7 protein-coding genes are annotated in these 12,680 nt (G+C 72.4%); 2 read left to right on the top strand and 5 right to left on the bottom strand.

The features are described from left to right. Positions 1-375: 375 nt before the first annotated feature. From ACFY3L_RS28755 to ACFY3L_RS28745, 3 genes are all read right to left on the bottom strand, one after another. Positions 376-1,749, bottom strand: a complete 1,374-nt coding sequence (locus ACFY3L_RS28755) for a DUF1501 domain-containing protein (protein ID WP_389330554.1) — start codon at positions 1,747-1,749, stop codon at positions 376-378. A gap of 26 nt (positions 1,750-1,775) precedes the next feature. Continuing rightward, positions 1,776-3,749 carry a DUF1800 domain-containing protein gene (locus ACFY3L_RS28750; RefSeq protein WP_389330551.1) on the bottom strand — a complete coding sequence of 658 codons (1,974 nt, stop codon included), beginning with the start codon at positions 3,747-3,749 and terminating at the stop codon, positions 1,776-1,778. Positions 3,750-4,027: 278 nt separating this feature from the next. Next, on the bottom strand, positions 4,028-5,110 hold the full coding sequence (locus ACFY3L_RS28745) for a C45 family autoproteolytic acyltransferase/hydolase (protein ID WP_389330548.1): 1,083 nt from the start codon (positions 5,108-5,110) through the stop codon (positions 4,028-4,030). 118 nt (positions 5,111-5,228) lie between these two features. Here ACFY3L_RS28745 and ACFY3L_RS28740 point away from each other — a divergent pair, with 118 nt between their 5' ends. Beyond that, entirely contained in the window at positions 5,229-6,152 is a 924-nt protein-coding gene (locus ACFY3L_RS28740; protein WP_389330545.1) for an alpha/beta fold hydrolase, read from the top strand. On the opposite strand, the gene ACFY3L_RS28735 is transcribed toward ACFY3L_RS28740, so the two are convergent. Then, positions 6,149-6,511, bottom strand: a complete 363-nt coding sequence (locus ACFY3L_RS28735) for a hypothetical protein (protein WP_344509059.1) — start codon at positions 6,509-6,511, stop codon at positions 6,149-6,151. The two genes, ACFY3L_RS28740 and ACFY3L_RS28735, sit on opposite strands and share 4 nt — an antisense overlap. Next, a complete protein-coding gene (locus ACFY3L_RS28730) occupies positions 6,508-11,241 on the bottom strand; it encodes an SseB family protein (protein ID WP_389330542.1) in 4,734 nt (1,577 codons plus the stop codon). Before ACFY3L_RS28730 ends, ACFY3L_RS28735 begins: the two co-directional genes overlap by 4 nt. A gap of 181 nt (positions 11,242-11,422) precedes the next feature. Between ACFY3L_RS28730 and mycP the strand changes: the two genes are divergently transcribed. Continuing rightward, a complete protein-coding gene (mycP, locus tag ACFY3L_RS28725; RefSeq protein WP_389330539.1) occupies positions 11,423-12,670 on the top strand; it encodes a type VII secretion-associated serine protease mycosin in 1,248 nt (415 codons plus the stop codon). Positions 12,671-12,680: the final 10 nt, after the last annotated feature.

Here is a 12,680-nt window from a genome sequence, read left to right as displayed (position 1 = left end):
CATGATCCAAGTCCCGTGGCGGCCGCCCGCACAGCCACGACCGTCCTTCGATCACCAGTCGCTGTGGATGGCCCGGTGGGTGGCGTCGGGGTGGATCTCCTCGGCCACGGCGGCGGGTGACCACGGGATGGGCGCGTACGCGCAAATCCAGCCACGCGCAAGCGTCGGCTGTGCGCCGCGGAGCGGCGCATTGGGGTGCGGGTGAGAATCCCCGCCGGGACCCGCCGCGACAGCGGTGGGGCGGCAGCACAGCGGTCGGGTGAGAATCCCCGCCGGGACCCGCCGCGACAGCGGTGGGGCGGAAGAACAGCGGGGCGGAAGAACAGCGGGGCGGCCCCCGGGACCGGGGCCGCCCCTCCTCACGCGTAGGTGGAGCTACGCGTAAATCTTGACCGGCGTGTAGGTCTGGCGGGGGAAGATCTGCCCGACCTCGGCGTCGGTCAGGCCGAAGCGGCCCTGGGCCACTGAGCCGAAGACGCTGAACATGTTGTTGAACTCAGGGACGTCGCCGTTGGTGAGGGTGGTGAGGCCGTTCCAGTTGCCGAGGAGGTTGCCGGCGAGCTTCTTGCCGGAGAGGACGATGACGCCGCCGCCCTTGCCGTGGTCGGTGCCGCCGCCGTTCTCAGCGACGCGGCGGCCGAACTCGGTGGAGACCATGACGGTGATGTTGGCGGCCAGGTCGCCCAGGTCGTCGAAGAAGGCCGCCATGCCGGCGGCCAGCTCGCCGAAGCGGCCGGCCAGGTAGCCGCCGCGGGTGCCCTGGTTCTCGTGGGTGTCGTAGCCGCCCATGCCGATCGTGGCGATGCGGACATTGGCGCCGCCCTTGATGAGCTGGGCGAGCTCCTTGAAGGCGTTGCCCACGCCGGTGTACTTGACGCCCTCGGTCGGCGTGTAGCCCTTCTGCGCCAGCGTGGAGGCGAGGGTGAGGGCGTCGATGCCGGCCTTCACCGGGGCCTCGATCGGGTGGTTGGTGCCGGTGAAGAGCTTCTGGATGGCGTCGACGGTGGCCTGCTTGTACTTGCCGTCGCCGTTCACGTTGAGCGAGCCGACGCTGTTGAGCGCGAGCGCGCCGCCGCCGCCGACAAGGGAGCGGGGCAGGGTCGAGCCGATGCCGATGGCGCGGAAGGCGGTGCCCGGGCCGAGCTTGTCGGCGAGGTTGGTCAGCCAGCCCATACCACCGGTCTCGGCAGGGAGGCCGCCGAGCTGGCAGATGTCGGTCGCGGCGAAGTGGCTGCGGTCGAGGCGCCGGTCGCTGACGGCCGGGATGAAGGCCAGCTGGCCCGCGTCCAGGTACTTCTTCAGCGGGGCGAAGGACTGGTTGAGGCCGAACCCACGGTCCAGCGGGATCGAGCCGTTCTCCGGCAGCGTGAAGCTGGGGCGGACGCGCTGCAGGACCGGGTCGTTCATCGGGGCGAACAAGGACAGGCCGTCGGCGCCGCCGTACAGGAACACGTGGATGAGCGTGCCTGTGGGGGTGGCCGCGAACGAGGCCTGCGTGGTCAGGAACTGGCTGGTCGCCAGGGCGGTCGTGGTGGCCGCGGCGCCGACGAAGAACCGGCGGCGGGTGACGCCCTTGCCCTCGTCCTGTTCGTCTTCCTGACGGGCGAGTTCGAGGTACTGGTCGCGGGTCGCCTTCTGCTCCTCCTGCACCGCGACGGCCTCGGCCCGCAGCGCCGCCTCGAACCGGTTGGGGCCGAGCTTCAGCAGGTCGGGGCACTCAGGGTGCAGTGACGGGTGTTGTGCGCGCACTGTCTTCTCCATTGGTATGCCTCGACTTACCGGAGGTGGTGGTGGGGAGTGGCGAAGATGGCCCGGATCACCGAGGCGATCGCGCCGTTGAAGGTCGCGTCGACGGGCGTGCTCGCGGTCATCGTCGGGCCGACGATGTGCAGGATCGCCGTGCGGCGGTCGTTGTCGAGCGTGACGTTGATCAGCTTCTTCGTCAGCGCGTCGAGGTAGGCGCCCGCGGTCGCCGGCGGGGTGGCGATGATCGCTTCGGGCTTCTGCCAGGTGAACTGGCGGCGGCCACCGGTGACGGCGGTGTACGCGTCGTTCCACTGGTTGACCATCGTGCCGGCGGAGGTCCACGCCACGTAGACGTCGGGGTAGCCGTTGGGGGTCGGCAGCTCCATCGGGGCGTGGCCGTACTCCTCCAGCTTGCGCTTGATGTCGCCGAGGCCCTGGACCATCGGGCTGACGTTCATGTTGTTGGAGGTGAAGCCGGCCGGGGCCTCCGCGCCGATCTCCAGCGCGCGGTACGTCGCGGTCAGGTACTCGCCGGGGCGGCGGACCTTCTGGCCGACGGACTCCCAGAACTCGGTGCGGCTCAGCATCGTCATGAGCACGGCCGGGATGTTGCTCTTCTTGTCCAGGTACGTCTTGGCCATCGCGTCGACCAGCGTCTTCGGCGGCACGTCGGAGACGAACCGGGTCGCGAGGTTCTGCGCCATGTACCGCGCGGTGTTCGGGTGCAGCGCGATGTAGCGGAAGTACGCCTCCTGGACGGCCTCGCCACCCTCGGCGGTCGGGTTCGCGTGCGAGAAGCCCATGATCTTGACGGGGCCGACGTAATGCTGCTCGGGGCGGTAGACGTACTGGTTGTCCCGGATGCTGCGGCCGGTCTGCAGCATGGCGGCCTGCCGGACGTCGGTCTCGGTGTAGCCGTTGAAGGCGCCCACCGTGTAGAGCTCGAGGTTCTCGCGGGCGAGGTTCTCGTTGATCTGGTCCTTGGTCGACTCGTCCTGGTCGAGGTACCGCAGCAGCGCCGCGTGCTTGTTGCCGGCGACGAACATGTCGACGTAGTTGCCGAGCGCGTGCTTGCGGATGACGTCGCGCTCGAACGAGGCGCGGATCAGCTCGTTGCCGTCGTGGAAGGCCGAGACGTGGAAGTAGTCGCCGAAGAAGTCGACCATCATCTCGAAGAGCTGGCGGTCGGAGAAGAGCTGCTTGGCGATCGCGTAGCGGACGTTCTGGTCGTCCGCCTGGATGCCCTTCTTGTCCAGGTCCTCGCGCTGCGCCTTGAGCTGGTCGTACGACATGGTCCAGGTGACCAGCTCGGCGTCGGCCTTCTGCTCGCCACGGGTCAGCGGGATCGTCTCGGGCTTCAGCTGCTTGGCGATCCAGCCGTTGATGCCGAGCTTGTTGATCTCGGCAATCGTCTTGGCGTTCGGCCCGAAGGTGAGCCGGCTCGCGAGGTGCCGGACCGGGTCCTTGGTCGGCAGCACGGTCTTGGCGGTGACCTTGGCGTTCTTGGCCGCGTCGGCGGGCGTACCGAAGGAGTTGCCCGTCGTCGGCGTGTTCTTGCGGATGCCGAGGCCGGCCTGCCCGTTCATCAGGCTCTGGTTCTGGTCGACGTACGCGGGGGCGGCGGTGTCGACGGGCGTCTCGGCGCCGACGGTGGACGGGCTGGTGCCCTCGCCGAAGAACTGGGTGACGGCGTAGGCGCCACCACCGATGAGGGCGGCCGCGCCACCGCCGATGGCGATCATCGCCGTGCGGCGGCGCCAGTTCGACGGCTCCTCGTCATCGAAGTTGTCGTCCTCGATGTCGGGCAGGCCCGCGCCGTAGTTGCGGGCGGCGGTGCTGGGGTCGTAGAAGTGCGGGCCCGAGCCGCCGCGATCGGCGGGCATGGCGCGGTCGTAACCACGCCGGCCGCTGCCGGTCTGGTCCTCGTAGCCGGACTCGTAGTACGAGTCGGCGTACGGGTCGTAATTACCGTCAGGGCCCTGTCCCGGGCGCCGTCTCGGCACGTCTCGCTCGTTCATCTACAAATCCCGATTCCGACGAGGTGGGGGCTCACGTGCGTCGATCGGGAAGGTAGTGGGTGCCAAGTGCACCGACAAGCCGCGTCTGAAGCGCTCTGACCAGGACTTAAGGAGCCACGTGGCGACCCATCGTGAAGATCACCGAGGTCCTGCCGTACTTAACCGTGCTGAGCTGCGAAAACAGGCCTCCGGACGGCATCGGCAGACCGCGGGAACAGCCTCATCAGCACAGATACATTTAAGGTGGTTCTGCACCGCGGCGGTCAGGTGAAAAGTCCGTTTAGCCGGACCTCGTGATACGTATCGGCCTGGCACGACGGACCGGCGGCGATGGACATCCGGCGCTCGTCGAGGTCGAGGATGACGGCGTACAGCGACTCGGAGCGGTCCTCCTCCGTCAACGCGTCCGCGTCGTGCCGGCAGATGGCCTGCGGGTGACCACCGTGGTCCGCGAGCACCGCCTGGAGGTGCTTCTCGTCCACGGGAAGCGTGCCGAGCAGGCGGCGCGCCCGGGCGCCGCGGAAGAACGACGAGCCGCCGATGTCACGGAACGTGTCGTGCACCCGCGGCAGCGCCTCGAAGTGGTTGGCGTGGGTGATCACGCCGTCGACCGGATGCAGCACGCCGACGTCGCCCGGAGCGACCTCCAGATCGATCAGCTCCCCCGGTACACCCGCGGAGAACGCCTGACCGAGCAGCAGGTTGATGCTCGCGCTGCGCGGCGTGGAGCACGCCACCCGCAGCGCCGTGCCGAGCACGCGCTCCTCCAGCACGGCGCGGAGCAGGACGTGGTACGGCACGCCGCCGGGCCGGCCGTCCCGGTCGCTGGTGAGCATGTTGACGCACACGCCCAGGCCGGCGTCGTTGAACCCCGTCTTGGCCAGCATGCCGGCCTCGGTCAGCGTGAGCACCGTCGATCCGCGCTCGTCTTGGGTCGCCAGCAGCAGCGTGTACGGGCGCTGCGCCGGGTGCCAGTCCCAGTTCTGCGCCAGGAGGGTGTGACCGGAGGCCGCCCGCGTGTCCAGCACGCCGATCGAGGTGCATTCCGTGTTGCCGTACAGCAGCTCCGTGCGGGCGTTGAGGGCGTAGATCTCCTCCACCGGTACACCGGCACCCTCAGCGACACCGTCGAGCATCTCCGCCACGCGGGGGGCGTGCTGCCGGGACGCGGCGCGGAACAGGCTGCCGGCGCGCCGGACGGCCGGGCGATCGAGGCCCGTCGCCGCAAACCGCTCGAGGTAGTTGGCGGTGTTCGCGGCGATCATCGAACGGGCGGCGGCACCGTAAGCGATGCCACACTCGCCGGGCGTGCCCGAGACTTCGATCAGCGGCAACGGCAGGCTCATGCGCTGAACGCTAGGCGTGACCCACCCCTGCCGAGAACCCTCGGCCTCTTTCGAGAGCCGTGGATCACAGCCGGTCGCCTGGCAGGGATCCGGGCTCCGGGGCCCTACGCTGAGCAACATGAACTCCGCGGTTGACGACACCTGCGTCATGCTCGACGGGGCGTGGTCGCACCGCTTCGTCAGCGCCAACGGCACGAGGTTCCACGTCGCGGAGGCCGGGACCGGTCCGCTGGTGCTGTTCCTGCACGGCTTTCCCGAGTTCTGGTACGCGTGGCACCACCAGCTCACCGCGATCGCCGACGCCGGCTTCCGGACGGTCGCCATCGATCTGCGCGGCTACGGTGCGAGCGACAAGCCACCGCGCGGTTACGACGGGTACACGATGGCCGGTGACGTCGCCGGGCTGATCCGCGCGCTCGGCGAGCGGTCCGCGTACCTCGTCGGCGCCGGGTACGGCGGCATGATCGGCTGGACGACGGCGGCGTTCCACCCGAAGCTGGTCCGGCGCCTGGTCGTGCTCGGCGCGGCGCACCCGCTGCGGCTGCGCGCGGCGCTCGCGGCCGACCCGCGCGGCCAGCTCGCCGCCGCGCGGCCGGTCCTGAAGTTTCAGCTGCCGCGCTTCGAGCACGTGCTGACCCGCGACAACGCCGCGCTGGTCGGCGAGTACCTGGCGATGTGGGGCGGGCCGGCGTGGGTGGGCACCGACGAGTACCGCGACTACGAGCACTGCTGCCGGCAGGCGATGCGGATCCCGCAGGCGGCGTTCTGCGCCCTGGAGACCTACCGGTGGGCGGTGCGATCGGCGCTGCGGCTGCAGGGGTACCGCTTCGTCAAGCAGCTCCAGAAGCCGGTCACCTCGCCCGTGCTGCAGCTGCACGGCGCGCTGGACACGGCGGTGCTGCCGCGGACCGCGCAGGGATCGGGCCGCTACGCGCAGGCCGAGTATGAATGGCGATTAATGCCCAACGTCGGACATTTCCCTCACCTGGAGGAGCCGGAGATCGTCACCGGCGAGATCCTGCGGTGGATCAAAACGAGCTAGACCCGATACTCCCGTAACTCGCTGACGTCGGCGCGGGGGGCCCAGCCCTGATACACGCCATAGTCGAACTCCTCGAGGCCGAGCTCGGCGGCCACGGTCGCCTTGCCGCCGGTGTACTCGACGCGCAGCCATCCGTCGTGCTCACCGAGCACGATGAACGGCTCGTCGCGCCAGAAGCACGTGGTGCGGACATACGCGAAGTCGACCTCGCCGAGCGGCACCACCCGCCGGAACCGCCCGGGCCGCACCTCCTCGAAGCCGTCGCTGGGATCCGGCCGGTACAGGCGGACGTTGTCGCCGTCCGGGCTGGCCTCGTACTCCGCGCCCTGCCAGCGGGCGGCGTAACCGTCCCGGATCACAGCTCCTGACCCTTCCGCCACGCCGGCCCGTCGGCGTCGAGGCGGGCGATCAGCTCCTGCCGGCCGTCGCGCCGCAGCCGCCACAGCTCCGCGTGGTGCGGCAGCCGGGCGCTGTCGACCTTGAACTCGGCGATCACGTCGCTGGTCTCGCTCGGCGCGAACCCGTTGCCCCGGAACGGCGGGCGCTCGATGACCCAGCCCTCCATCGCCCGCATCCCCGCCTCGTGCGATCCGCCGTAAGGGATCCGGTACAGGTCGCCGCGGTACGCCTTCCAGCGCAGCACGTACGCCTCCTCGGCGTCCGGCTTGAACGACGAGCCCGCATACCCCAGGCCCAGCGCCTGGTACAGCTGCTCCGGCGTCTGCAGGTGCGCCACCTCGCCGGCGCGGTGCACGAAGCCCGACACCCGGTCGTAGCCGCGCTCCAGGTAGTACGACAGCTGCTCCGGCGAGATCGGCTTCTGCATCAGCAGTGGCCCGCTGGACGCCGGCGGCTCGAACGCGGGTCTCGGCTGCTGCGCGGGTCTCGGCTGCTGCACCGACTGCACCGGCTCCGGCTCGTCGACGCCCAGGCCCAGCTCGGCGGCCCACGTCGCGAGCTGCACGACCTCCGTGCCCGGCAGCACCGCCCCGGTCGGCGAGTCCGGGTTGACCGCGAACGCCAGCTGGTCCCCCGGCGGCCAGTTGCGGATCAGCCGCGTGAACTTGATCCAGCTACCCTGCGTGTCCGCACCGAGCCGGTCCGCCATCCGCTCCGCGGACGTGAACACGACCAGGTGCGGCAGGCCGTTCATGTGCTCGGTCCGCCACGACGCCGGGTCGATCAGCCCCTCGCCGGTCCACTCCGGCACCAGGATCTTGGCCAGCAGCAGCGTCGACAGGAACCGGTCGGTGCTGTTGGCCTGCACCGCCTCGAACAGGTCCTGCTCGACCGTGTTGGCCGGCCGGAAGTCCCGCGCCTGCGCCGCCGCCGACTTCACCGGCACCGTGGTGCCCGGGGCGACGACCTCCGCGTCGACGACGTCGGCATGCAGCCGCACCGGCGGCTCGTCGACGACCTCGGGCTCGTAGACCGACTCGAAGAAGGACCTCACCTCGTGTGAGGGCGCCGCTCCTGTGGCGTTTTCGGCTGATGTACCGGCAGCGAAGAACGAAACCGGTGCGTCCTCAGCGGGCCGGTTGATCGCCTGGGTCGATTCGCTGCCCCGGGCGGCACCCTGCCCGCCCGCCCAGCTCTGCCCGGCACTGCCCACCGCGCGGTCGGCGTCTTCGCGGTTGGCCTGTCCGCCGTCCGTGGTGTCGCCGTCTGCCCCGGGAATCGCCGCGGCCCGGCCGCTGGCCTCTTCGGCGCGGCGGCGGGCGTCCTCGACGGCGCTGGACCGGGCGACCCGCTCCTCGATGGCCCGCAGCTGCTCGGCCAGCTCGCGGGCGGCCTGCTCCTCGGCGGCCCTGGCCTGGGCGGCGCGCTCCTCGATCGCCCGCAGCTCAGCCGCCAGGTCGAGGCCCGTCGCCCCGTCGGACGGCCGCCATGGCTCGAACGCGCTCTCGCCGGTCGACCCGGCGTCCCGCGCTGCCTGCTCACGGGCCGCTTCCTGCGCTTCGAGGTCGCGGGCCTGCTGGGCCACCAGCTCGCGGGCGGCCTCCTGCGTGGCCCGCTCCTGCTCGGCCTGCTCCCGCGCTTCCCGCTCCCGTGCTTCCCGCTCCCACGCTTCTTGTTCACGGGCTTCTTGTTCACGGGCTTCTTGCTCGGCCAGCTCGCGGGCGGCTTGCTCGCGCGCGGCCTGCTCACGGGCCTGGTGCTCGGCCCGCTCCCGGGCGGCTTCCTGCTCGGCGAGCCGGCGGGCCTCGTCGCGGGCGGCCTGCTCGCGCGCATCCTGCTCGGCCCGCTCCCGCGCTTCCTGCTCGGCCCGCTCCCGTGCTTCCTGCTCTCGTGTTTCCCGCTCCCGTGCTTCCCGCTCCCGGACTTCCTGCTCACGGACGAGCTGTTCACGGGCCTGGGCGGCCTGGTCGCGGGCCTCCTGGGCAGCCTGGTCGCGCGCTGCCTGCTCGCGGGCGGCCTGCTGGGCGGCGATCTCCCGGGCCAGCTGGTCGCGGTTGCTCTGCTCGAACGCGTCCGGACCCCACGGCACCTGCTCGCGCGGCGCGTGGTCGCGGTCCGACGACCCGGACGAGCGGCCCGGCGCGTCGAACCCGGAAGGCTCGGCATCGGCGAAGAACGGGTGGTCGTCCAGGTCCGAGATCCGTCCGAACCCGGCGGCCTTGGCCCGGCCCTTGACCGGCCCGAAGAGCGACCCGGGCTCGTCGACGGGCGCGGGCGCCTCATCGACCTCGGGCGCCTCGATGTCCAGCCGGCTGAACCCAGGACGGTCGAACACCGGCCGATCGAACGGCAACGGCGGCTCCGCCTGCGGCCGCCGCGGCTCCTCGGCACGGGACCCCGCGTCACCGAAGCCAGGCCCGGAGTCACCGAAGCCGGACGCGGAGTCACCGAAGCCGGGCGGGGAGTCACCGAAGCCGGGCGGGGACAGGAATCCGCCCTGTCCCTGCGGCCCGCTCTCGCTCTGGCCGGGCCGGGGCTGCTCACCAAGGAACGCGGCAGGCTCGTCGTCCCTGTCCCGCCCGTCCAGGAACCCGCCCGGCGCAGGCTGCAGAAACCCGCCCTCACGAGACGCGGGCGGCGGTGCGTCCTCGCCGGGCCGGAACGCGCCAGGGTCGACCAGCCCGGGCCGCACCGGCAACCCACTCGGCGCGCCGGGACCACCAGGCCGCTGCGGCAGCCCGGACTCGCCACCGGGCCACTGCGGGAGAGCACCCGGACCGCCGGGCTGAAGACCCGGACCACCGGGATGCGACCCAGGGCCGCCGGGCTGAGGACCTTCGCCAGGACCGGGCCGCGACGGCAGCGGGCCGCCACCGGGTGCCGACGGGATCGGCCGGGACGGCAGCGCGCCGCCCTCGCCGGGCCTGAACGCGGCCGGCACGTCGCCCTCGCCCCGCCCGCCCGGCTGGCGGGTCGGCAGCGGCGGAGCGGTCGACAGCGGCAGGTCCGGGGGCGGCTGCCACGCCGCCGGGATCACCGGGTCGGCGTGTTCGGTGAAGATCTCGCCGAGGCTGCGTGCGGGTTCGCGGCGTGGCCAGTACCGACGCGGATCGCCCTCACGGTCGTCCTGGCCAGGCCCGTCAGCACCACCACCGCCGGCGCCGCGCGACGGCAGGCCACCGGACACCGGCCTCGCCGAGCCACCACCAAGCGCCGTGGACGGCCGCGACGGCAAACCCCCCGCCGGCGACGTCGGCCGCATCGGCAGACCGGACTCGCCGCCGGGCCGCGCGGGCAGCCCGGAAGCGCCGTGCTCCGCGCCGGGCCGCATCGGCAGACCAGACGGACCGGCGGACCCGGGAGCAGGCGACGTCGGCCGCATCGGCAGGCCGCCAGGCCCCGCCTCGGCACCACCGGAACGCGCCGCGAAGCCCGATGAACCGGACTCACCAGCACCGGGCCGCATCGGCAGACCAGACGGACCGGCAGACCCGGGAGCGGGCGACGTGGGTCGCATCGGCAGGCCCGAAGAACCGGCGGGCCCGGGAGCGGGCGACGTCGGCCGCATCGGCAGGCCGGACGGCTTGGACTGCGGTGCGGGACGGGTGTCGGCGCCGGGTGACCAGCCCGGCGCGCGGCTGGTCGCGTCGGGCCTCACGTCGCCGAAGAGCTCGCGCTCGCCCGGCACGTCCAGCGACGAACGGTCCGACTCGTCGAAGAGCCCAGACCGGCCCGCCGGCGGCGGAGCGGCGGCGGGCGGCCGGGGACGGCGGAAGTCAGCGGGCCGGTCATAGCCCGCGGCCCCCGTCGTGCGCTCGAAGTTGATCGGCCGATCGGCCCGCGTCGGCAAAAACGCCCCGGGCGGCGCCACGTCAGGCGGCGGCACGTCCCGCTTCGGCGGCGGCCCGGCAGGCGGCCGCCCGAACCCACCGGCCCCTGGACCACCGGCGCCGGCTCCAGGAACCCCGGACCGAGAGCCCCCGGCGCCAGAAGCCCCAGGCCCGAACGAACCAGGCCCCGACGAACCAGGCCCCGACGGCGCGGAACCACCGAGCCCAGCACCACCGAGCCCAGCACCAGCCAGGCCGGATCCAGCGTGCCCAGAACCGGGCGGCGCGGAGGTCGGCCCGGGCGGCCCGGAGGTCGGCGCGGGCGACGACGCTTCGGCGGCCCTCATGCGGTGGCGCTCGATCGGCGTCGGGGCGGGCTGGTTGGGCACGCCGCGGACCGGCACCTGCGCCGTCGCCCTGGCCCGCGGGCCGGACGCCTGCTCGATCCTCGCCCGGGCCCCGAGCGTGCGCCCCGGCAGCCGGACATCGCCGCGAGTGATCTGGGTCACGAACCACGACGGAAGATAGCCCTCGATGGGCAGGCCGGGGTTGACCGCCAGCCACCACTCCACATTGGGCCAGATGCTGGACAGGTCACGGAACGGCACCCGCCGATGCGTGCCCGGATGACCCGCGAGGCACTCCCGGAGCGCCTCGGGCGACGTGAACGCCAGCACGTGCGTGCGGCCCTCGGTCGTCCAGGTGCCCCAGCCGGAGTCGCCGCTCTGCACGCCCTCAGGTGCGATGGGCAGCAGGATGTCCGTCCGCGCCAGGATGCGGAAATACTGCTCCTGGTCATTGGCGCGCAGGGCGTCACGCATGGCGCCCTCGGCCTCGGTGGCCGGCTGCCACTCGCTCACGGCCACCCCCTCTGTCGGGCTCAGAACCGCCGCGCTCGCGAAACTTAACCTATACGGCCACGGCAATCCGAGGGGTGCGACCCTGCAAGCGCTCCGGTCAGCATAGCGATCCAACCGCCTCTGAACCCAGGCCTGTCCCACGAGCGTCACCGTCCGAGGGTCGAACGACTACGATCTGCGCATGCCGCGAGCCGTCAGGTCGGCCGTTCTGAGCGTTTCATGCTACTTCGTCGCATTCTTTGTCGCACCTCCGACGGTCGCGGCGCACGCTCCACCGGCCTGCCCGGCCCCGATCCGGCCACCCGCGACCGCCCCGGCCTCGCTTCCGTGGCCTTCGCAGATGTACGACCAGCGCAAGCTCAACCCCCTCGCCGACGGTCGCGGCGTGACGGTCGCGGTCATCGACTCGGGCGTCGACGCCGGGCACCCGCAGCTCCAAGGCGCGGTCCGGGAGGGGCCCGACCAGTTCCGGGAAGGCGGCTCGCTGGTCGACTGCGTCGGCCACGGCACGGGCGTGGCGGGCATCATCGCCGCACGCCCGGTCGCCGGCTCACCGCTGCAGGGCCTCGCCCCGGCCGCGACGATCCTGGCACTCCGGGTGAGCGAGCTGGTCGAGCTCGAGGACGGCACGACCGCCGGCCGGCGCGGCACCCCGGCGGGCGTCGCCTCGGCGATCCGGTCGGCCGTCGAGCTGGGCGCCGGGGTGATCAACCTGTCGCTGGTGTCGTACCAGGACAATCCCGGCGTGCGCGAGGCGGTCCGCTTCGCGGTGTCGCGCGACGTGGTCCTGGTCGCCGCGGCCGGGAACAGGTTCGCGGAGGGCAACCGGACCCCGTTCCCGGCCGCGTACGACGGTGTGATCGGGGTCGGCGCCATCGGCCCGGACGGCCAGCGCCTGCCGGGCTCACAGACCGGCACCTACGTCGACCTCGTGGCACCCGGCGGCCGCGTCCTGACGGCGTTCCCGCCCCGGGGCCTCGCCACGGTGGACGGCACCAGCTTCGCGACGCCGTACGTCGCCGCCGCGGCGGCCCTGCTCCGCCAGTACCACCCGGAACTGACAGCAACGGAGATCGCGGCCCGCCTCACGGCAACCGCCGACGGCGGCGCGGCAGGCCCGGGCTACGGCGCCGGCGTGCTGAACCCCTACCGCGCGCTGACAGAGGAGCCCGGCGCCCAGCCGACCCGCGCGAGCCAGCCACTTCCCCCGATCACCACTGACGCACACGCAGCGGAGCGCGCCGCGGCCGAGCACCAGACGTTCCTGATCGCCGCCCTGACCGCCGGCGTGGCCGCGCTGCTCCTGCTGACCGCGGTCGTCCTCCCCCGCGGCCGCGGCCGTCGCTGGCGCCCGGGCCTCCAACGCCTCCCCGAACCGCCCGGGACCGCCGACCGCTCGGAACCCGCCTTCACCCCGCACCGCCGCTGACAGACCGCAA

Source organism: Dactylosporangium sp. NPDC000521 (genome assembly GCF_042898305.1).
GTDB lineage: Bacteria > Actinomycetota > Actinomycetes > Mycobacteriales > Micromonosporaceae > Dactylosporangium.
The sequence above is the reverse complement of the archived record's forward strand: the minus strand, read 5'-3'. Positions and strand labels throughout refer to the sequence as shown.

Excerpts from the sequence above, each read along its gene's own strand:
- ACFY3L_RS28745 (WP_389330548.1), bottom strand. The coding sequence starts at position 5,110 with ATGAGCCTGCCGTTGCCGCTGATCGAAGTCTCGGGCACGCCCGGCGAG.
- mycP (WP_389330539.1), top strand. The coding sequence starts at position 11,423 with ATGCCGCGAGCCGTCAGGTCGGCCGTTCTGAGCGTTTCATGCTACTTC.
- ACFY3L_RS28740 (WP_389330545.1), top strand. The coding sequence starts at position 5,229 with ATGAACTCCGCGGTTGACGACACCTGCGTCATGCTCGACGGGGCGTGG.